At 64.3% G+C, this 19,441-nt stretch carries 20 protein-coding genes; 4 read left to right on the top strand and 16 right to left on the bottom strand.

What is annotated here, in order from left to right; all coding sequences use genetic code 11:
- The first annotated feature begins 57 nt into the window (after positions 1-57).
- Positions 58-957: a LysR substrate-binding domain-containing protein gene (locus ASN89_RS27105; protein WP_058051392.1), complete on the top strand. Its 900-nt coding sequence runs from the start codon at positions 58-60 to the stop codon at positions 955-957.
- A 4-nt stretch (positions 958-961) separates the two neighbouring features.
- Here ASN89_RS27105 and ASN89_RS27100 read toward each other — a convergent pair whose 3' ends face one another.
- From ASN89_RS27100 to ASN89_RS27040, 13 genes are all read right to left on the bottom strand, one after another.
- Positions 962-1,897, bottom strand: coding sequence for an ABC transporter substrate-binding protein (locus tag ASN89_RS27100; protein ID WP_034760291.1), 936 nt, complete (start codon positions 1,895-1,897; stop codon positions 962-964).
- 80 nt (positions 1,898-1,977) lie between these two features.
- Positions 1,978-2,952, bottom strand: coding sequence for an ABC transporter permease (locus tag ASN89_RS27095; RefSeq protein ID WP_058051391.1), 975 nt, complete (start codon positions 2,950-2,952; stop codon positions 1,978-1,980).
- 20 nt (positions 2,953-2,972) lie between these two features.
- On the bottom strand, positions 2,973-4,511 hold the full coding sequence (locus ASN89_RS27090) for a sugar ABC transporter ATP-binding protein (RefSeq protein ID WP_046685266.1): 1,539 nt from the start codon (positions 4,509-4,511) through the stop codon (positions 2,973-2,975).
- A gap of 54 nt (positions 4,512-4,565) precedes the next feature.
- Entirely contained in the window at positions 4,566-5,432 is an 867-nt protein-coding gene (locus ASN89_RS27085) for a fumarylacetoacetate hydrolase family protein (RefSeq protein ID WP_058051390.1), read from the bottom strand.
- Between the two features lie 21 nt (positions 5,433-5,453).
- Positions 5,454-6,209, bottom strand: coding sequence for an SDR family oxidoreductase (locus tag ASN89_RS27080; RefSeq protein ID WP_058051389.1), 756 nt, complete (start codon positions 6,207-6,209; stop codon positions 5,454-5,456).
- 20 nt (positions 6,210-6,229) lie between these two features.
- Positions 6,230-6,559, bottom strand: a complete 330-nt coding sequence (locus ASN89_RS27075; protein WP_058051388.1) for an L-rhamnose mutarotase — start codon at positions 6,557-6,559, stop codon at positions 6,230-6,232.
- A 100-nt stretch (positions 6,560-6,659) separates the two neighbouring features.
- Positions 6,660-7,490: an amidohydrolase family protein gene (locus tag ASN89_RS27070; RefSeq protein WP_200969137.1), complete on the bottom strand. Its 831-nt coding sequence runs from the start codon at positions 7,488-7,490 to the stop codon at positions 6,660-6,662.
- Positions 7,487-8,506, bottom strand: a complete 1,020-nt coding sequence (locus ASN89_RS27065; protein ID WP_058051387.1) for an aldo/keto reductase — start codon at positions 8,504-8,506, stop codon at positions 7,487-7,489. Before ASN89_RS27065 ends, ASN89_RS27070 begins: the two co-directional genes overlap by 4 nt.
- An 11-nt stretch (positions 8,507-8,517) precedes the next feature.
- Positions 8,518-9,741 carry a UxaA family hydrolase gene (locus ASN89_RS27060; protein ID WP_058051386.1) on the bottom strand — a complete coding sequence of 408 codons (1,224 nt, stop codon included), beginning with the start codon at positions 9,739-9,741 and terminating at the stop codon, positions 8,518-8,520.
- Positions 9,738-10,073, bottom strand: coding sequence for a UxaA family hydrolase (locus ASN89_RS27055; protein WP_046685272.1), 336 nt, complete (start codon positions 10,071-10,073; stop codon positions 9,738-9,740). The genes ASN89_RS27060 and ASN89_RS27055 overlap by 4 nt, the downstream gene beginning before the upstream one ends.
- Positions 10,074-10,098: 25 nt before the next feature.
- Positions 10,099-11,016 carry a GntR family transcriptional regulator gene (locus ASN89_RS27050; protein WP_058051385.1) on the bottom strand — a complete coding sequence of 306 codons (918 nt, stop codon included), beginning with the start codon at positions 11,014-11,016 and terminating at the stop codon, positions 10,099-10,101.
- Positions 11,017-11,130: 114 nt separating this feature from the next.
- Positions 11,131-12,267 carry a D-mannonate oxidoreductase gene (locus ASN89_RS27045; RefSeq protein ID WP_058051384.1) on the bottom strand — a complete coding sequence of 379 codons (1,137 nt, stop codon included), beginning with the start codon at positions 12,265-12,267 and terminating at the stop codon, positions 11,131-11,133.
- A gap of 1 nt (position 12,268) precedes the next feature.
- A complete protein-coding gene (locus ASN89_RS27040; RefSeq protein ID WP_058051402.1) occupies positions 12,269-13,279 on the bottom strand; it encodes a zinc-binding alcohol dehydrogenase family protein in 1,011 nt (336 codons plus the stop codon).
- A gap of 339 nt (positions 13,280-13,618) precedes the next feature.
- Between ASN89_RS27040 and ASN89_RS27035 the strand changes: the two genes are divergently transcribed.
- Both ASN89_RS27035 and ASN89_RS27030 read left to right on the top strand, forming a co-directional pair.
- Positions 13,619-14,638: a MerR family transcriptional regulator gene (locus tag ASN89_RS27035; RefSeq protein WP_058051383.1), complete on the top strand. Its 1,020-nt coding sequence runs from the start codon at positions 13,619-13,621 to the stop codon at positions 14,636-14,638.
- Between the two features lie 80 nt (positions 14,639-14,718).
- Positions 14,719-15,798, top strand: a complete 1,080-nt coding sequence (locus tag ASN89_RS27030; protein ID WP_058051382.1) for a hypothetical protein — start codon at positions 14,719-14,721, stop codon at positions 15,796-15,798.
- Here the strand turns inward: ASN89_RS27030 and ASN89_RS27025 are convergent.
- Complete coding sequence (locus ASN89_RS27025) at positions 15,795-16,997, bottom strand: D-amino acid dehydrogenase (protein ID WP_058051381.1); 1,203 nt, start codon at positions 16,995-16,997, stop codon at positions 15,795-15,797. The two genes, ASN89_RS27030 and ASN89_RS27025, sit on opposite strands and share 4 nt — an antisense overlap.
- The gene (locus ASN89_RS27020) at positions 16,994-17,446 is read right to left on the bottom strand and encodes a winged helix-turn-helix transcriptional regulator (RefSeq protein ID WP_058051401.1); all 453 of its coding nucleotides are present in this window, start codon (positions 17,444-17,446) and stop codon (positions 16,994-16,996) included. Before ASN89_RS27020 ends, ASN89_RS27025 begins: the two co-directional genes overlap by 4 nt.
- An 86-nt stretch (positions 17,447-17,532) precedes the next feature.
- Between ASN89_RS27020 and ASN89_RS27015 the strand changes: the two genes are divergently transcribed.
- Positions 17,533-18,723: an MFS transporter gene (locus ASN89_RS27015; protein ID WP_058051380.1), complete on the top strand. Its 1,191-nt coding sequence runs from the start codon at positions 17,533-17,535 to the stop codon at positions 18,721-18,723.
- Here the strand turns inward: ASN89_RS27015 and ASN89_RS27010 are convergent.
- Positions 18,720-19,418, bottom strand: a complete 699-nt coding sequence (locus ASN89_RS27010; protein ID WP_046685278.1) for a Crp/Fnr family transcriptional regulator — start codon at positions 19,416-19,418, stop codon at positions 18,720-18,722. The two genes, ASN89_RS27015 and ASN89_RS27010, sit on opposite strands and share 4 nt — an antisense overlap.
- Between the last annotated feature and the right edge of the window lie 23 nt (positions 19,419-19,441).

Below are 19,441 nucleotides of genomic sequence, written 5' to 3'. Positions count from 1 at the left end.
CAGAAATTCTTATCCGCGATAGTATTTCACCTTATTCATGAAAAATATTCTGTAATCATGTCCGAACACTTGAAAGGCATCGCGCCTTTTCTTGCCACCGCCGACGCCGGCAGTTTCACCAAAGCTGCCGCACGGCTGCACCTGAGCAGCTCGGCCGTGAGCAAGAGCGTGGCGCGCCTGGAAGCGCGCCTGGGCGTGATCCTGTTCGAGCGCAGCACGCGGCGTTTGCAGTTGAGCAGCGCCGGACATGCCTATTACGCCACCTGCAAGCGCGTGCTGCAGGAACTGGTCGAGGCGGAAAACGTGCTGGCCGAGCAGGATGGGGAACTGGCAGGCAAGGTGCGCATCGGCGTGCCCGCTTCGTATGGCCGCATGCGCGTGATGCCGGCGCTGATTGCACTGTGCGAAAAGTATCCGCAGCTGCAGCCGTCGATCAGTTTCAGCGACCGCTTTGCCGACCTGTTCGAAGAGCGCATCGATATCGCCGTGCGCATCGGCGCGCCGGGCAGCTGGCCTCCAACGCTGGGACAGATGCCCTTGGGAGAAGAGCGCCTGATCTTTTGCGCGGCGCCCGCCTACCTGGCGCGGCGCGGCACGCCGCTCGCCATCGCGGACCTCGATGGCCACGACTGCATCGCCTACGGCCGCGGCGACGGCACGGCGGCGCCGTGGCTGTTTGCAGGCGAGGACGGAGTGGAACGGCGCGTGGTCCATCCGCGCCTGACCGTGGGGGACGCCGAAGCGCAGACGGCCGCCGTGCTGGCGGGCCTGGGCATCGCGCAGCAGGCGACCTGGCTGGTGCACGAGCACCTGGCCAGCGGCGCCATCGTCGAAGTACTGCCGGCCTGCGCCACGCGAGGCTTGCCGCTCTCGCTGGCCTGGCCGCTGGCGCGCCAGCTGAGCGCCAAGACGGGCACGCTGCTCAAGGAATTGAAGCAGCGCCTGACGATCAGCTGATCACTCAATACAAAACGTTCTTCGCTTCCGGCAGGTCGACATTGGCCTTGGTGACGATCACCACGCCCGTGTTGACGAACGGTGCGACCTTCTTGCCTTCGATCAGGCTGACGAGGGTTTTCACGCCCAGCGCGCCCATCGAGTACGAACCCTGCACGGCGGTCGCATACAGGGTGCCGTCCTTGACGAAGTTTTTCAAATCTTCATTGCCGTCGAAGCCCACGGCGATCACCTTGCCGGCCTTGCCCGCCTGCGCGATGGCGCGGCCCATGCCCACGGCCGTCGGTTCATTGGCGCCGAAGATGCCCTTCAAGTCCGGATTCGAGGCCAGCACATCGGTCGTCTGGTTCAGCGCCGTGGCCATCTGCGACTGCGAGTAATACGTGCCGACGATCTGCAGCTGCGAGTTCTTTTCGATATAGCGCTTGAAGCCGCCCACCCTGCCCGTCTCGGAACCGGCGCCCGCCACGTACGACATCACGGCGATCTTGCCCGTCTTGCCGACCTGCGAAATGAGAGCCTTGGCGCTTTGCTCGCCGGCCGCTTCATTGTCGGTCGACAGGAAGGACTGGTAATAGCGCTTGCCGCTGTCGGCCACCAGCGAGTCGATCAGCACGACGGGAATCTTCGCTTCCCACGCCTTCTTCAGGGCCGGCACCAGCGCGTCCGGGTCCGACGCGGCCAGCACGATGCCGGCCACTTTGCGCGTGACGGCGTTTTCCACCATGCTGACCTGGTCGGCAATCGCCGATTCCGAAGCCGGTCCCTGGAAGGTCAGGCTGTAGCCCTTGGCATCGGCGGCGCTGGCCGTGGCGCCCTTTTTCACGTTTTGCCAGTAGTTGGAATTGGTCGTCTTGACGATCACGGCGATTTCGCCCGGGGCGGCGAAGGCGGCGCTGGAGCTCAGGGCAAATGCTGCGGTCAACAGACCCAGCGACATGGCTTTGATGGTTTTCATTGTCGTCCTCATTTAATAATTATAGATTTGGTGGATTGACTTCATGCGTGCTGCTTGCTGCTTCAGGCGCGGTTGCGCTTCTGATCGATCCAGACGGTCAGCAAGATGACCAGTCCGATAATGATTTGCTGGATAAAGCTCGATACCCCGTTCATGTTCAAGCCGTTGCGCAGGATGCCGATGACGAAGGACCCGATGACGGTGCCGGAAATGGTACCGATGCCGCCGATCAGCGAAGCGCCGCCGATCACGGCGCTGGCGATCGCATCGAGTTCATACATCACGCCCTCGTTCGGCTGCGCCGTCACCAGACGCGACATCAGCACGCAGCCCGTCAGGCCCGACAAGGCGCCGGACAGGGTATACACGAGCAGGGTCACGCGACCCACCTTCACGCCCGACAGGCGCGCCGCTTCCGCATTCGAGCCGACGGCATAGATATGCCGGCCAAAGGTGGTACGGCTGAGCATGATGGACACGGCCACGGCGATCACCACCATCAGCACCACCGGATACGGAATGCCGGGAAAGACGACTTCGGGAAAGGTGCCGCCCGTGTCGCGCTCGATGCGCCACAACACGCCGTTACCGAGTTCGCCGAACGACTCGCCCAGGCCGGAAATGGCGCGCGCCCCCGTCACCTGCAGCGCCAGGCCGCGCGCGATCAGCATCATGCCCAGGGTGGCGATGAAGGGCGGCAGCTTCAGTTGCGTGATGCAGAAACCGTTGACGGCGCCGCACATGGCGCCCACCACGATGCCGCCCAGCATGGCGACGGGCACGGGCACGCCGCTCTTGACCAGCAGCGCGGCGGCCACGCCGGCCAGCGCCAGCACGGAGCCGGAACTCAAGTCGATGCCGCCCGTGATGATGACGCAGGTGGCGGCAATACCCAGGTAGGCGATCGACGTTACTTGCAAGGCCACGCTCATGCCGTTGCTGACGGAGAAAAAGGCGTTGCTGGTCAGGGAAAACACGAGCAGCAACAGCGACAGACTGCCCAGCGCGGCGAATTTTTGGATCAGTTCTTTGTTCATTTTCTTGTGACTTTCTGATGTTAATGCATTGCTGCCTGGCGGCCCGATGCGAGCTGCATGATCTCTTCCTGCGACGACTCGCGCGTATTGACGATGCCGCTGATGCGCCCTTCATGGAACACGGCCACCCGGTCCGTCATGCCCATGATCTCGGGCAGTTCGGACGTGATCAGCACCACGCCGATGCCTTCCGACGCAAGCTTGTCGAGCAGCTGGTAGATGGCGAACTTGGCGCCCACGTCGATGCCGCGCGTGGGTTCGTCGAAGAAGATGATTTTCGATTCGCGGTACAGCCATTTGCTGATGACGATCTTTTGCTGGTTGCCGCCCGACAGATTGCGCGCGATCTGCTTCGACGTCGGCGTCTTGATGCCCAGCGCCGCAATGTACTGCTGCGCCACCGCCTCTTCCCTGGCGAAGTCGATGAAGCCGAAGCGGTTCGCCAGCCCCGACACATTCGTCAAGGTCAGATTGGCCGCCACCGACATGCGGATCGCCAGGCCGTGGCTCTTGCGGTCTTCCGACAGGTAGGCGATGCCGTGGCCGATGGCGTCGATGGGGCTGTCGATCGTCACCGCCACGTCGCCCAGGTGGATGGCGCCGCTGGTGAGGGGATCGGCGCCGAAGATGGCGCGCGCCACTTCCGTGCGTCCCGCCCCCATCAGGCCGGAAAAGCCGAGGATCTCGCCGCGCCGCAAATCAAAGCTCAGCGGGCCGAAGACATCCTTGCGGTGCAAATCGGTCACGCGCAGCAGTACGTCAGCCGTCGGCGCCGAGACGCGGTCGGGAAATTTTTCATCGAGGGTGCGGCCCACCATCTTGGCCACGATGGCGTCCAGGCTGGTGGCGGCAAAATCGTCGGTGCAGACGAATTTACCGTCGCGCAGCACCGTCACCCTGTCGATGATGTGCTGCATCTCTTCCAGGCGGTGCGAGATGTAGACCACGCTCACGCCATTGCGCTTGAGTTCATTGATGATGTCGAACAGCTGGCCCGTCTCGCTCTCCGTCAGCGACGACGTGGGCTCGTCCATGATCAGCACTTCCGTATTGAGCGACAGCGCCTTGGCGATTTCCACCATCTGCTGCTGCGCGCAGGACAGGTTTTTCACCAGTTGGCGCGGGTCGATGCGCAGCTTCAACCGGTCCAGCAACGCCTGCGCGTCGGCGCGCATTTTCTTGCGGTCGATGAAAATGCCGCGCACCGGTTCGCGCGCCAGGAAAATATTCTCGGCCACGCTCAGGTGCGGGATCAGGTTCAGTTCCTGGTGGATGATGGCGATGCCGGCCGCCTCCGCATCCACGCTGCAGGAAAAACTGCACACCTTGCCCTTGTAGACGAGTTCTCCCTCGTCGGCCTGGTACACGCCGCTCATCACCTTCATCAGGGTGGACTTGCCGGCGCCGTTTTCGCCGCACAGCGCATGGGCTTCGCCCTTGCGCAGGCTGAAACTGACGTTGTCCAGCGCCAGCACGCCGGGAAAGCGCTTGCTGACCTTGTTCAGGGCCAGTATCTCTTCGGATTGATTCATGGTGTGTCTCCTCCACTCCACTGCCATAGGCCGGCGCGCCGATGTCTGAGCATCTTGGCGGCGCGCCGGTCTGCTACTCGTTTAACTGTCGATCAGTTCCGGATTCCACGCATGCACGGTCTGCTTCTGTTCACCAAGTCCGCTGATCCCCAGGCGCATGGTGTCGCCCGGCTTCAGGTACACGGCCGCCGGTTTCTGTCCCATGCCCACGCCTGGTGGCGTGCCGGTGCTGATGATGTCGCCCGGGTACAAGGTCATGAAGCGGCTGATGTAGCTGACCAGATTGGCCACGCCGAAGACCATGGTTCTGGTATTGCCATCCTGGATGCGCTTGCCGTTCACTTCCAGCCACAGGCCCAGGTTTTGCGGGTCCGCCACTTCATCGCTTGTGACCAGCCAGGGACCGATCGGGCCGAAGGTATCGCAGCCCTTGCCCTTGTCCCACTGGCCGCCGCGTTCGAGCTGGTACTCGCGTTCGGACAAATCGTTCACCACGCAGTAGCCGGCCACGTGCGACAGCGCATCGGCTTCGCTCACATAGCGCGCGGTGGTGCCGATCACCACGCCCAGCTCCACTTCCCAGTCGCTTTTCTTCGAATCCTGCGGCATCACCACGGCGTCGTTGGCGCCGATGATGGCGCTGGTGGCCTTCATGAACAGCACCGGTTCAGCCGGCACGGCCATGCCCGATTCGGCCGCATGGTCGGCATAGTTCAAGCCCACGCACAAAAACTTGCCCACGCCCTTCCACGGCGGCGCGATGCGGCCAGGATTCGCCACCACCGGCAGGCTGGAGATATCGAGGGCGGCCAGGGTCGCCAGGCCATCCTTGCCCAAGGTCGCGCCGGTAATGTCAAGCAGCACACCGGACAGGTCGCGCACGGCGCCGTCGGCATCGATCAGTGCAGGTTTTTCAGCGCCCTTGGCGCCATAACGCATCAGTTTCATGTGTGTCTCTCGTCGTTGTAATTAGTTTGACCAGCCACCGTCGATCACATGGACCATGCCGGTGGTAAAAGCGGATTCATCGGAAGCCAGGTAGACGGCCAGCGCGGCGATTTCCTCTGCCCTGCCCACTCTGCCCATCGGCTGGCGGGCGACAAACGCGGCCTGCACTTCATCGATGCTCACGCCCGTCGCTGCCGCCTGCGCGGCAATGCGTTCCTTCAGCGAGGGCGACTCGATGGTGCCGGGGCAGATCGCATTGCAGCGGATGCCGCGCGTGACAAAGTCCGCCGCTACCGACTTGGTCATGCCCACCACGGCCGCCTTCGAGGTGCCATAGATAAAGCGGTTCGGCGCGCCCTTCACGCTCGACGCCACGGACGACATGTTGACGATGGAGCCGGCGCCCCTGGCCAGCATGCCGGGCAGCACGGCGCGCATCAGCCGGTACATGGAGCGTGCGTTGATGTCGAAGGAACGGTCCCAGGCCGCATCGTCGCAGTCGAGGATGGTGCCGCCGTCGACAAAGCCGGCGCAGTTGAACAGGATATCGACGGGGCCGATCTCGTCGGCCAGCGCGGTGATCGCCGCGCCATCGGTCACGTCGAGCCGGCGGATGGCGCAGCCCGTCGCCTCTTTCAACTCGTCGAGCTGGGCCTGGTTGATATCGGTGGCGATCACGGTGGCGCCTTCGCGCACGAACGCTTCGGCCGTGGCGCGGCCGATGCCCTGGCCGGCGGCGGTGAGCAGGGCGATTTTGCCTTGTAGTCTGGCGGTCATGTTGTCTCCTTTTTTTAGGCCTAAACCATATGAAATACGTGTTCCATCATCGCCCAGTGCTCGCCCTCGGCACGCGAAGCCAGCGGCTCCTGGCACGGTGCGCAAAAGGTCCACCAGCGCTGCGTTTCCGGGTCGGCGGCAATGGCCGCCATGTCGGCCTCAAAATCCTCGCCGTGGTATTCCCAATAACCGAACAACAGGTTTTCCGGCTCGCGCAGGAAGATCGAATAATTGCTGACATGCGCGGCCGCCAGTCTGGCCAGCACCTGCGGCCAGACGGCGGCGTGCAGGGTTTTGTATTCAGCGATGCGCTCCGGCGCGATGCCGATGACCATGCCCATTCTTTGCATTGCGACTCCTTTTTGCTGGCTTACGCCAACCTACCAATATCGTTGACGATGACCGTAGGTCGGCTTAGCCGGAACGGCGTAAGCCGACACGCCCACCACCTCATTCAAAACCATAAAACCGGCACGCATTGCGTCCGAAAATATCGTCCCTGTCCTCTTGCCCCAGATGCGCCAGCAGCGCCTCGCTGGCGGCCAGCCATGCCGGATAGCCGCCGGCCAGGTCGACCACGGGCCAGTCGCTGCCCCAGATCACGCGCCGGGGACCGAACATGTCCAGCACATGCGCGGCATAGGGACGCAGGTCACCCACGGTCCAGCCGGGCCGCGCCTCCGTCACCAGCCCGGACAGCTTGCAGTGCACGTTCGGCAGCGCGGCCAGCTGCGCCATGTCTTCGCGCCACGCGCCGAACGCGGCATCGGCGATCGGCGGCTTGGCCGCATGGTCGATCACGATGGGAAGCAGCGGATAAGCGCGCGCGCAATGCAGCAGCGCGGGCAAGTGGCGCGGCAGCACCAGCGCGTCCAGCCGCAAACCGTGTTCCACCATGGCGCCCAAGGCCGGCGCCAGCTCGGGATTGGCGATCCATTGATCATCTTCGATATCCTGCAGCATGGGCCGCAAGCCTTTGAGCTTGCCGTGCGACGCCAGACGGGCGATAGTGGCCGGCGCGTCAGGCGCCAGCAGATCGGCCCAGCCCACGACGGCCCGAATAAAGCTGTTCTGTTCCGCCAGCGCCAGCAGGTAATCGGTATCTACAGCCGTCGGCAGCGACTGCACCAGCACCGTGCCGGCAATGCCGTGCGCCGCCAGCAGCGGCGCCAGGTCGGCCGGTGCAAAATCGCGGTGGATGGCGCCCAAGGATGGCGGCGGCCAGCTGCCGGCACGCGCGGCCAGCTGCCAGAAGTGCTGGTGGGCGTCGATGCGCATCATGCGGCCACTCCCGCAGGCAGCGGCGCGCGCGCATCGAGCAAGTCCGCGTCCCGCAGCGCCAGCCACAGGGCGTCGGGCAGCGGCGTGGCGAACCAGTCCAGGTTTTGCCGCAGCTGCGCCAGGTCCTGGCCGCCCGGGATGCAGGAAGCGACGGCCGGATGGGCAAGCGGGAACTGCAGTGCGGCAGCCTGCAGCGGCACGCCGAATTCACGGCAGACGGCGTCCAGGCGCGCCACGCGCTGGAGTATGGCGGCCGGCGCATCGGCGTAGTTGAACTTGCCATTCCCGGCCAGCACGCCCGAGTTGAACGGGCCGCCGATCACGATGGCGTTGCCGCGTTCCACGCAGGCGTCCAGCAACGGCGACAGCGAGGCCTGTTCCAACAAGGTGTAGCGGCCGGCCAGCAAGGTGCAATCGAGGTCGAATTCCGCCATTGCGCGCAGCACGATTTCGCATTCGTTCACGCCCAGGCCCACGGCCTTCACCTGGCCGCTGGCGCGCAGTTCATCGAGGGCGCGAAAACCGCCACCGGCCGTCAGCTGGCGCCAGTAGTGCTGATCGTGTTCGCCATGCGTGGCCTTGCCCATGTCGTGCACGAACAGGATATCGATGCGCTCGAGCCCCAAGCGCTGCAGGCTGTCGTCGTGCGAACGCAGCACGCCGTCATACGTGTAGTCGTAATGGGGGCGGAACGGCAGCGGCGCGGCAAAGCCGTCGTCGCCGGGGCGCACGGAAGCGTCGGGCCGCATCAGCCGTCCCACCTTGGTGCTAATCACAAATTCATGGCGGGGCCGCTCGCGCAGCGCCGCGCCGAGGCGGCGTTCGGACTGGGTATAGCCATAGAACGGCGCCGTGTCGAAGAAGCGCACGCCGGCATCCCAGGCGCCATCCAAGGTGGCGCGCGCCTGCGCGTCGCTGACGGGCTGGTACAAGCCGCCTATCGGGGCGCAGCCCATGCCGATGCAGGGCAGCGACAGGCCCGCGCGCGGCAAGGTACGCAATTGTGTGACATCCATGGACTCGGCCCTCAAGCGGCGCGCAGCGGGAAACAGCCTGGCCCCACCGCGTCGAATTGTTTATAGGTCAGCACGAATTCCTGATGGCCCAGGTCTTCCGAGCGGCTCAATTCTCCGTTGGCGACGTTCAGCACCGCGGCGACGATCTCCGCGCCCACTTCTTCCAGGGTGGCTTCGCCCGTGAGGATCTTGCCCGCATTGATATCCATGTCGTCGGCCAGGCGCTCGAAGGTTTGCGGATTGGCGCATACCTTGATGACGGGCGAGATCGCCGAACCGACCACCGAGCCGCGGCCTGTCGTGAACAAGGTGATGTGGGCGCCACAGGAAATGAGTTCGACGATTTCCGCGTTGTCCGACACGTTCGGAAAGCCGAAGCGCGGCTCGCCGTCCGGCACCACGTCGAGCAGATACAGGCCGCCGCCGGCCGGCTGGTCGCCCGGTTTCAAAATGCCGACGATGGGCGAGGATCCGCTCTTGGCGTAGGCGCCCAGCGACTTTTCTTCCTGCGTGGTGAGGCCGCCATCGGCGTTCCCCGGCGAGAAGCTGCCATGGCCCATGATGGTGTAGTAGCGGGCTGCCTTGGCCACGGTTTCCACGATGGCGTTGCCCAGCTCCGGACTGACGGCGCGCCGCTGCATGTGGTATTCGCAGCCCACCAGTTCGCCCGTCTCTTCGAAGATGCAGGGGCTGCCGGACGCGATCAGGGTGTCGAACGCGACGCCAACGGCCGGGTTGGCGCTGATGCCGCTGGTGCTGTCGGAGCCGCCGCAGATGGTGGCGACGACCAGTTCATCGATCCCCATCGGCACGCGCTCCTGCCGCGCCAAAAGCTCGAGTGCCCAGCTGATCCACTCGACGCCGCTGCTCACGCTGGGGCGCGTGCCGCTGTTTTCCTGGATCGTGATCGTGTGCGCGGGACGGTCGCTGTCGGCCACCGCGCTGGAGAGGCCATATTTGTTGAATCCTTCGCAGCCCAGGGACACCAGCAGCACGGCGCCCACGTTCGGGTGCGTCAGCAGACGGCGCATCACCTGGTCCGCGTATTCGTTGGGGAAGCAGCCCGTAAAGCCGATCAGGTGCACGGGCTGGCCGGGAAAGGCGTTGACCATCAGGCGCGCCACATGGTGCGCGCATTCGACCATATAGGCCACCACCACGATATTGCGGATGCCCTTGCGGCCATCGGCGCGCAGATAGCCCGACAGGGCCGGTGTCGTTACGGGAGCGTTCATGCTTGGTCGTCCTTGTCCAGGAAATGGTGGCCGTCCTGGCCCAGGGTAAACGTGGGGATGTAATCGCTTGCCAGATTGTGCGTGTGGATATGCTCGCCGATGGCGACGGGGGCCGTGATGCTGCCGATCAGGGCGCCGTAGCGCAGCACCTTGTCGCCCACGGCCAGCGCGCGGCGCGCCACCTTGTGGCCGATGTGGATATTTTGCGCCAGGGTGACGGGCACGCCGTCGATGGCGACGACGTCGCCGCTGGCCAAGGCTGTCCTGGCGATCAGGCAGTTATCCTCGGGCGACATCAGCAGCAGGCTGGCAGGTTGGGAAGCGAGGCTCATGGCGCACCCTCCCCGGCAAAAACGGCTAGGCGGCCGGCTGGCTCAGTTTTTCCCGCGTGCCGATCGAGGACAGCATGGTGCTGCGCGAGGAATCGAGGTGCGAACGCATGCACTCGAGCGCCTTCGGTATGTCGTGCTCGGCCAGCGCGCGCAGGATGGCCAGGTGCTCCTGCACCGCGTATTTGTTGCGGCCCTTTTCCTCGCCCTTGTCCCACTGGTAGTGATAGTGAAACACGAACGAGACGATATCGTAGAAGCCCTGCGCGAAGCGGTTGTTCAAGAGGCCGATCAGGAAGGTGTGGAACTCGCGGTCCAGCGCCGGAAACGCATTGTGGCGCGTGTCTATCCTGGCCGCCAGCTTCTCGTGCTGCTTGATCAGCCGCGCCAGTTCCACATACGCCGGATCGCCATGCGGCAAGTGCGCAAACTGCTCCACGGCCGCCATCTCGAACATGCGCCGCATGTCCGCCAGTTCGGTGGCGAACGAGCGGTCGAACGCGCACAGGCGCCAGCCGCCGCGCGGCTTCTTTTCGATCAGGCCGAAGCGCGAAAAGCCGATCAAGAATTCGCGCACGCTGACGGTACTGGCACCCGCCTCGCGCGCCAGCTCCGCTTCCGAAAATTCCGCGCCGGGCGGCATGTCGCGCTGGTACACGCGTTCCATCAGCACTTGCTGGATGCGCTCCGCCCCCGACTGCAATTCGGAGATATCGAAGTAGTCGCCTGGTATGGGTTTGCGCAGCAGGCGCCGGTCCGCCGGACTGGCGATCAGGCGCCGCGTCGACAGATACGCGATCGCGCTGCGGATGGCCGTGCGGCTGCCCTGGCAGATGGTGGTCAGGAACTGCTCCGTCGGCAGCATCTCGCCCACTGCGACATTCTCGGCGAGAAATTGCAACAGCAGATTGGTACTGCGCTTGAAGACGGTGGCGGGTTTGGACATGGATGAATGAACGCGCTATGCCAGCGAAAGGGAAAGTGGATGAGTGGGCCATTTTAGTCGATATCGGATTGGATCGGCATGCTAAAAAAGAAACAACTGCGCTGAGCGGGGCGTTCATGGCTGCGCTCCCGGCGCCAGCATGGCGCACAGTCGCGGCTGCGCCAGGGCGGGACACAGCGGCCGCGCCAGCGCCGCCACGGGCGCCATGCGACGCTCGATCTTGCTGGCGTGGTGCTGGGCGATGTCGGCCAGGCGGTGTGCAAGAAAGGGATTGCCGAAGCGTTCCCTGACCTGCGCCACATAGGCCAGCGCGGCGTCGCCGTGCCGCGCGCCCATGGCGGCAAACACGGGCAGCACTTCCTCGCGCCACACGGCTTCCAGCGCGGCGCGCATGGCGCCATCGTCCATCGCCTCGCGCACCGTCATGCCGGCCGGACTGCCCCGTTCCAGCCACAGTTGCGCCAGATAGGTGTGGCCCAGGTTGAGCAAAAATAGCTTGCGCTGCTCATACTCGCGCAGGCTGTCCGTCACCACCAGTTGCGGGTGGCGGCACGGCAGCAGCATGCCTTCCTGCGCCTCGACGGCCCACAGCGCATAGGGTTCGGCCACCGCGCCTATCGGTTCGATCGGTTCGGAAACGATGCGGTCGACGAGGGAATTGATCCACAGGCAGCCCGTTTGCAGGTAGGCGATGAACGCGGCATCGCAGCGCCACTGCCGCGCCAGGGTCACGACCACCTGGCGCAATACATGACCGTTGTCGGCCACCAGTTCGCATGGAAAAATCGAAATGGGCGCGGCCCCGGCCAGGAAGCGGTCGTGCAGCAGCACCAGCAGCTTGGCGGGAAAGCTGGCGGGAACGGTCGCGCCATCGAGCATGCCGGCGTGGTCGGCGTCATCGAGCTGGTAGCCCGTGTCGCCCGTATTCGAGACGATCACGCGCGCGGCCACGGCCGCATCGCGCACCTGCCGCCAGTCGCTGCCGGCCTGCCACGCCTGCGTGACGGCGCCGGCGCGGCGCTCTTCATCGACTTGCGCCCCGTCCTGCCAGCCGCGGATGCGCACCGGGTAGCCGCCGGCCTGGCGAAACGCCGCCACCCGCGCCGCGCCCTGCGCGCTGCCGGTCGTTTGCACGATGGTGATATGGCCCAGCGCCTCGCCTGCCTTGGCTGCTTCGCTGACGAACAGGTCGGCGTGCGCCTGCAGGAAGCGGCTGGTGCCGAACTGCAGTATGGGGTTGAGATCGCTCATCTCAGACCTCGACGATGGCCTTGATGACACCGGCCTCGGGCTGCATCCAGCGATCGAGCACGCCCGTAAATTCATCGAGCGTGGTGCGGTGGGTATTGAGCAGCGCGGTGGGGACTTTGCCCGCCTTCATGGCCGCTACCACTTCCTCGAAATCGTCGACGGTGGCGTTGCGGCTACCCAGCAAGGTCGTTTCGCGCTTGTGGAATTCCGGGTCGGAAAAGGACAGGCGGTCGCGCACGATGGACACCAGCACATAGGAGCCGCCATGGGCGACGAAATCGAGGCCCCTCTCCATGGCGGCGATATTGCCGGTGGCGTCAAACACCACGTCGAAGAATTCGCCGCCGGTGGCGTCCGACAACTGTTCCTTGTCGCCGTCGCCCAGCTGCACCGTGCGGGCGATGCCGAGTGCGTCGCGGCAGAATTGCAAACGGTCGGCGCGGCCGTCGAGCACCGTCACGTCGGCGCCTTTCAACGATGCGAACAGCATCACGGCCATGCCGATCGGACCGGCGCCCACCACCAGCACGCGCTTGCCGGCATCGACCGCGCCGCGCTTGACGGCATGCGCGCCGATGGCGAGGAATTCGATCATGGCCGCATCGTCGAGCGAAATGCCTTCCGTCTTGAAGACGAAGCGCTCGGGCAGCGCCAGGTATTCCGTCATGCCGCCGTCGCGGTGCACGCCCAGCACTTCGATGCGGGTGCAGCAATTGGTCTTGCCCTGGCGGCAGGCCACGCAAGTACCGCACGACAGGTAGGGCATCACGTAAACCTGGTCGCCCGCAGCCAGGCGCGAGCCGGCTGGCGCACTGTGGATATGGCCGGACAATTCATGGCCCATCACGCGCGGATAGCTGAGGAAAGGCTGGGTGCCGCGGAAGATATGCATGTCGGTGCCGCAGATGCCGACGCGGCGTATGCGCAGCAGCACTTCGCCCTCGGCGGGCACGGGCACGGCGCGCTGCTCCATGCGCAAACTGCCGGGCGTATCGCAAACGATACTTTTCATCATGGTCGTCTCTCTCGCCGCCCGGGTCTTGCCGGTGGCATATTATATTTAACGTACAAAGCAACTGTGAAAAAAATCCGTCTGCGCGGATTGTCTTTCCAGTCCTGCCAACGGCGCCTCTTGCTGCGCTGCACAACGATTTTTTCGTCATTCCATGTGGCTCGAACGCGCCGATCATGCTGCAGTCGTCGTTCGGTTTTATAAATATACCGTACAAAAAAATGAAGGTCAACGGATTCTTTTTACGGTTTTTTTGAGGTCTCTGCTACATTCCTGCTTGACCCTGACGTTACGTCAGGCGCCATCGTGGCGGCACGCACTGAAAACAAGGAGTAGACGATGCTGTTGAAAATCGGGGAACTGGCCAGGCTCACGGGCCTGACTGTCCGCACCCTGCACCACTACGACAGCATCGGCCTGCTCTCGCCTTCGGCGCGCACGCAAGCTGGCTACCGCCTGTACCAGCACGGCGACATGGACCGGTTGCACCGGATCATGGCGCTGCGCAAGTTCGGACTGTCGCTGGCCGATATCGCCAACGCCCTCGCCGGCCCGGAGCTGCCGCTCTCCTCCATCGTGGCGCGGCAAATCGCCATGCTGGAGCGCCAGATAGCACAGGCTTCCACCCTGCGCGAACGCCTGCGCACCCTGCAAACGCAACTGACGCAGGGGCAGGCGCCGGAACTGGCCGAGTGGCTCACCACTATGGAGTTGATGACCATGTACGACAAATACTTTAGTCACGAAGAACTGCAACAACTGCCGCTGCTGTCCGATGCGGCCGTGGAACAGGAATGGAAAGCACTGGTAATGAGAGTGCGCGCCGCCAAGGACGCGGGCGCGGGCCCCGGCGATGCGCCAGCACAGGCGCTGGCCACGGAATGGATGGTCAAGCTGGTCCGCGACACGGGCGCCCACCCTGGCCTGTTCGCGCGCCTGAACGACATGCATGCGCAGGAACCATCGATGCAGGCGACGACCAGCATCGACGCGGACCTGATGCAGTTCATCCTCGCCGCCTTCAACGCCTCGCGCATGGCGCTGTACAAACCTTTCCTCGACGAGCAGGAATACGCGCACCTGGTGGCCAACTACGGCAAGCGTTCGGGCGAGTGGCCAGCCCTGATCGCCGCCGTGCGCGCCGCCATTGATGCGCGCACGCCGCCCACCGATCCGGCCGTGCTGCAACTGGCGCGGCAGTGGCTGGAACTGTTCCGCTCCTATGCGGGCACGGACCCGGCCACGCAGCTGAAATTCCGCCAGGCGCACCAGCAGGAACCGCGTCTGATGGAAGGCAGCTTCGTCGACGCAGCCATGCTGCAGTACCTGGGCGCGGCGATGGCTGTCGTGGCGCAGTAGCGTCCAGGCGCATAGCAGCGTGTGGCATCTCGTGGGCGGGGCCATGTAGAATCGGCCTTCGCCCACGAGAGGATTAACCGATGCGCCGCTTTCTGTTTGCTTGCCTGACCCTGCCCGCCCTGAATGCCGCCATGGCCGCCGAGCCGCCCGTGCAAGGTGTGTGGCAGGGCACCGTGGGCAAGGCCAATATCGTCGCCTGCTTCAACCAGCCCAGCACGACGCAAGGCGCGGACCGCAGCGGCAATTATTACTACACGCGCTACAAGACGCCGATCATGCTGGCCAAACCGAACGGCAAGACCCTGTGGCAGGAACTCGACGCCAAGGGCAATACGACGGGCACGTGGTCGCTGAACGCGCCGCAAGGCGGAAAACTCATCGGCACCTGGACGGACCCGAAAAGCGGCAAGACCCTGCCCCTGGCCTTGACCCTGCTGGAAGCCGCGGGCGACCGCGACCACCCATCCTGCGCCAGCGACGCCTACAACCTGGCGCTGGAAGACTTTCCCGCCACCAAGGTGAGCAAACCCGTCACCTTCGAAGGCAAGCAATACCGCAACCTGCAAGCGGGCGACACCATCACGGTGGAACTGATGGCGCCCGGCGACGGCGTCGCGAAAATCAATGCGCAGCTGCGCGGCGTGCTGGCGAAGAATAAAAAGGACTTGGAAGACTTCTATGCCACGCGCCGCGAATACCTGGGCCGCAACGGTTTCACGACGGAAGACGAAGTGTATGCAGATCCCACCTACTGGTCGCCGCGCTGGGTGACGGTGAAGTTTTACCGCTGGGCAGCCGGCTATGGCGCCAGCGGCATCTCCATCAAGTTCCGTACCTGGGACGTGAAAACGGGCCAGGAAACGGACGTGTGGAACTGGTTTGGCGCCAGCGCCAGCGATGGCGACGACAAGGCCGCATTGCCGGACCGCCTGCGCCAGGCCCTCTTCAAGGACGTCAAGATCGACGCCGAATGCAAGGGCACGGATTACGACGGCCGTGGACGCTTCCATCTGTCATTGAAACCGGAAGGCGTATCGTTCTGGGAAGACCCGAACGGCAGCGGCTGCGAAAACGATTTTTTACTGCCCTACAGCAAGGTCGGCCCCTTCCTCACCGTCAAGGGCCGCGCCGCGCTCAGCGACTTGCTGCCGAAGAACTAGGCGCCACTCACCATCGTCGCCACCATCTCCGCCGTGGCGGCCGCCAGGGTCCAGCCCAGGTGGCCGTGGCCCGTGTTGTAGTACACGCCAGACGCCTTGCCCGGCCCCACTTTCGGCAGCATGTCGGGTAGCATGGGACGCAAACCCGCCCACGGGATCACCTTGCGCGTATTCACGCCAGGGAAGCACTCTTCGACCCATTGCAGCAGCGGGCGGATGCGGTCGGCGCGGATATCGTGGTTGACGCCGTTGAATTCCGCCGTGCCCGCCACCCTTAACCGGTCTTCACCCAGGCGGCTGCTGACCAGCTTGGTCGCGTCGTCAAGCAGGCTGACCTTCGGCGCGGCGCAGCGGCTGGCGGCGTCATCCAATTGCACGGTAATCGAATAGCCTTTCACGGGATACACGTTGACATGGTCGCCCAGGCTTGCCGCCATGGCGCGGCTGGCCGTGCCCGCGCAGATGACGACGGCATCGAACAGGCTGCTGTCTTCGCCCATGGCGACGCGCACCTTGCCGTGCTCGCGCGCCAGCGCCGTGACTTCCTCGCCATAGCGGCACGCCACGCCCAGGCTGGCGCAGGCGTCGGCCAGGCCGCTCGTGAATTTGTGGATATCGCCTGTGGAATCGCTGTCCGTGTAGTAGCCGCCGTAAAAGTCGCCTGCCAGGGCTGGCTCGATGGCGCGCATTTCCTGCCGCGTGACGGCGCGCCGCTGCAAGCCGCCCTGCGCCAGCAGGCGCGAGACGCCGGCCGCCCGTTCGAAGCCGCCCTGGTCACGGTAGACGTGCAGGATGCCGGCGCGGCGGTGATCGAAGTCGATGTTTTCCGCTTGCGCCCACGCAAACAAATGTTCACGCGCGGCGATCGCCATGCGGGCCGTGGCGATGGTGTTGCGCTCGTAACCCGGCATGGCGGCAAGAAACTCCGCAAACCAGCTCAGCTTGTGCCAGCTGGGCCAGGGATGCAGCAGCAAGGGCGCATCGCGCCGCGCCATCCATTTCAGGGCGTTCAAAATCGTTGCCTTGTGGTTCCACACTTCCGCGTGCGAGGCAGACAATTGCCCGCCGTTCGCATACGACGTTTCCATGGCGGCGTAGCGGTGGCGTTCGATCAGGGTCACGTCCACGCCCCGTTTCGCCAGCGCATACGCTGTCGTCACGCCCGTGATCCCTGCGCCCAGCACGGCCACGCGCTTCATTGCGGCAACACCTTGTGCACGACCGTGTCGCCCGCCTGCAATACGCGCCCATCGGGCGCCAGCACGTCCATGCGGTGCACGGGGGCGTGCGTATCGCGTTGCAGCAAGGTCGAATGTGCCTCGCCCGCTTCGAACAATTGATCCTCGCTCCACTGGCGCAAGCCGACGACGACGGGAAACAGCGCCAGCCCCTTTTGCGTCAGCACGTATTCCTGGTAAGCCGTGCCGTCCGAGGCGGGCGCAACCGTAAAGATGCCCTCTTCCACCAGGGTGTGCAGGCGGTCGGCCAGGATGTTCTTTGCCACGCCCAGGCTTTTCTGGAATTCGCCAAAGCGGCGCATGCCGTCGAAGGCGTCGCGCACGATCAGGAGCGACCAGCGCTCGCCGATCACGTCGAGCGCGCGCGCCACGGGACAGGAATCGGTTTTCAGGCTCTTGCGCTTGGCCACGGGCATTCTCCAGGGTTGAGTGGTTGCATTTTAAAACTTCTCGGCGTAGACTCCAACTAGTTTTAATTTGAAACCACTTAAATACCATGCGCGATACGAACTCCCCCATCACGACAGCACTTCCCCCCACCCTCGTCTGGCTGTTTGCCACGGCGGCCGGCCTCAGCGTGGCCAATGTGTATTACGCCCAGCCCTTGCTCGCCACCCTGGCGCACGAGTTCGGCATGACGGAGGCGGCCAGCGGCATGGTCATCACGGCCACGCAGATCGGCTGCGCGCTGGCCCTGCTGCTGCTCGTGCCCCTGGGTGACATGCTGAACCGGCGCCGTTTGACCCTGTTCCAGCTGGGCATGCTTGCCATCACCCTGGTGGCGCTGGGCTGCGCCCGTTCCACGGCAGCATTGCTGGGCGGCATGCTGCTGGTGGGCTTGCTGGGCACGGCCATGACGCAGGGTTTGATCGCCTACGCGGCCAGCGCGGCGGCCAGCCATGAGCGGGGAAGAGTCGTCGGCATGGCGCAGGGCGGCGTGGTGATCGGCTTGCTGCTGGCGCGCACCCTGTCAGGCGTGGTGGCCGATGTGGCCGACTGGCGCGCCGTGTATTTTGTTTCGGCCGCCATCGCTTGCGCCCTGTTGCTGCTGCTGTGGCGCATGCTGCCGCCGCCAGCGCTGTCCAGCAAAAAGCTCGCGTATGGCGCCCTGCTCGCCTCGATGCTGGACATGCTGCTGCACAACAAGGTGTTGCGCGTGCGGGGCATGCTGGCCCTGCTGATGTTTGCCGTCTTCAATATTTTCTGGAGCGCGCTGGTGCTGCCCCTGACGGCGCAAGGCTATAGCCATGCGGCCATCGGCGCGTTTGGCCTGGTGGGCGTGATCGGCGCGCTGGGCGCGGCGCGCGCGGGCGCCATGGCGGACCAGGGCCGCGCGCAATGGACGACGGGCGCGGCCCTGCTGCTGCTGCTGGCCGCGTGGCTGCCGCTGGGCTTTGCGGGCGAAGCCCTGTGGCCCTTGATCGTCGGCATCATCGCGCTGGACCTGGCGGGCCAGGCCATCCACGTGACGAACCAGAGCCTGATTTTCAAGCAGGACAGCGATGCGCATAGCCGCCTGGTGGCGTGCTACATGCTGTTTTATGCGGTGGGAAGCGGACTCGGTGCGATTGCCGCCACCAGCGTGTATGCGCTGGCGGGCTGGCATGGGGTATGCGCGCTGGGCGCGGCGGTCAGCTTGCTCGCCCTGCTGTTCTGGCGGCTGACCTTGCCTGCTGAAAAAGCTTAGTTCAACATGGCCGCAGTGGCGGAACCATGGCGGTAGGTTTTCAAGGCATCGGGCTGGATCTGAATCAGCGAACCGCTGACTTTAATCAGGTGCAAGTCGGTCAGCTGGTGCAGCACGCGCGACAGGGTGGCGGGCGCCAGGTTCAGGAACGATGCCAGCAAACTTTTCTTCAGGTCCAGCTTGACTTCGTTCGAGCGCTGCTGGTCCGAGGCCTGCAGCAAATACTCGACCACGCGCTGGGTGGCGTTCTGCACGGAGCAGCGCTCCACGTTGCGGATGAAACCCATCAGGTGGTGCGACAGGCTGTTCATCATCTGGCGCGCGATGCGGGGCGACTGGTCCAGCAGGCGCAGCAGCGCGTGCGGCGGGATGCGCAGCAGCAAACAGTGCTCAAGCGCTTCGGCGCAGAATGGATACGGTTCATCGAGGAAAATCATGGCTTCGCCGAAACTCTGGCCCGGACGAATCAGTTCCAGTACCTTGTCGGTCCCTTCCATGGAAAACACGCTCAGCTTGACGAGGCCGAAGACCACCACATAGGCGCCTTCCGCCACTTCGCCCTTGCGGAACAGCACTTTGCCTTTTTCCACTTCGACGCGCACGACATCCTGGCGCAATTGCTCTAATTGCGAAGGGGAAATATGGCGGAACAGAGCCTGGCTCGATAGCAAGCCATCGACGTTGACCTTATGCATGACACTCTCTTATTAGATTAGCG

Origin of the sequence: Janthinobacterium sp. Ant5-2-1, from assembly GCF_001445815.1 — a bacterium.
Taxonomy (GTDB): Bacteria; Pseudomonadota; Gammaproteobacteria; order Burkholderiales; family Burkholderiaceae_D; genus Janthinobacterium; species Janthinobacterium lividum_E.
Note: the sequence above shows the minus strand (reverse complement) of the source record. Positions and strands in the feature narration are given on the sequence as shown.

Bases quoted from the DNA above. Each gene is read 5' to 3' on its own strand.
- ASN89_RS27105 (WP_058051392.1), top strand. From the start codon at position 58: ATGTCCGAACACTTGAAAGGCATCGCGCCTTTTCTTGCCACCGCCGAC.
- ASN89_RS27100 (WP_034760291.1), bottom strand. From the start codon at position 1,897: ATGTCGCTGGGTCTGTTGACCGCAGCATTTGCCCTGAGCTCCAGCGCC.
- ASN89_RS27095 (WP_058051391.1), bottom strand. From the start codon at position 2,952: ATGAACAAAGAACTGATCCAAAAATTCGCCGCGCTGGGCAGTCTGTCG.
- ASN89_RS27090 (WP_046685266.1), bottom strand. From the start codon at position 4,511: ATGGCAGTGGAGTGGAGGAGACACACCATGAATCAATCCGAAGAGATA.
- ASN89_RS27085 (WP_058051390.1), bottom strand. From the start codon at position 5,432: ATGAAACTGATGCGTTATGGCGCCAAGGGCGCTGAAAAACCTGCACTG.
- ASN89_RS27080 (WP_058051389.1), bottom strand. From the start codon at position 6,209: ATGACCGCCAGACTACAAGGCAAAATCGCCCTGCTCACCGCCGCCGGC.
- ASN89_RS27075 (WP_058051388.1), bottom strand. From the start codon at position 6,559: ATGCAAAGAATGGGCATGGTCATCGGCATCGCGCCGGAGCGCATCGCT.
- ASN89_RS27070 (WP_200969137.1), bottom strand. From the start codon at position 7,490: ATGATGCGCATCGACGCCCACCAGCACTTCTGGCAGCTGGCCGCGCGT.
- ASN89_RS27065 (WP_058051387.1), bottom strand. From the start codon at position 8,506: ATGGATGTCACACAATTGCGTACCTTGCCGCGCGCGGGCCTGTCGCTG.
- ASN89_RS27060 (WP_058051386.1), bottom strand. From the start codon at position 9,741: ATGAACGCTCCCGTAACGACACCGGCCCTGTCGGGCTATCTGCGCGCC.
- ASN89_RS27055 (WP_046685272.1), bottom strand. From the start codon at position 10,073: ATGAGCCTCGCTTCCCAACCTGCCAGCCTGCTGCTGATGTCGCCCGAG.
- ASN89_RS27050 (WP_058051385.1), bottom strand. From the start codon at position 11,016: ATGTCCAAACCCGCCACCGTCTTCAAGCGCAGTACCAATCTGCTGTTG.
- ASN89_RS27045 (WP_058051384.1), bottom strand. From the start codon at position 12,267: ATGAGCGATCTCAACCCCATACTGCAGTTCGGCACCAGCCGCTTCCTG.
- ASN89_RS27040 (WP_058051402.1), bottom strand. From the start codon at position 13,279: ATGAAAAGTATCGTTTGCGATACGCCCGGCAGTTTGCGCATGGAGCAG.
- ASN89_RS27035 (WP_058051383.1), top strand. From the start codon at position 13,619: ATGCTGTTGAAAATCGGGGAACTGGCCAGGCTCACGGGCCTGACTGTC.
- ASN89_RS27030 (WP_058051382.1), top strand. From the start codon at position 14,719: ATGCGCCGCTTTCTGTTTGCTTGCCTGACCCTGCCCGCCCTGAATGCC.
- ASN89_RS27025 (WP_058051381.1), bottom strand. From the start codon at position 16,997: ATGAAGCGCGTGGCCGTGCTGGGCGCAGGGATCACGGGCGTGACGACA.
- ASN89_RS27015 (WP_058051380.1), top strand. From the start codon at position 17,533: ATGCGCGATACGAACTCCCCCATCACGACAGCACTTCCCCCCACCCTC.
- ASN89_RS27010 (WP_046685278.1), bottom strand. From the start codon at position 19,418: ATGCATAAGGTCAACGTCGATGGCTTGCTATCGAGCCAGGCTCTGTTC.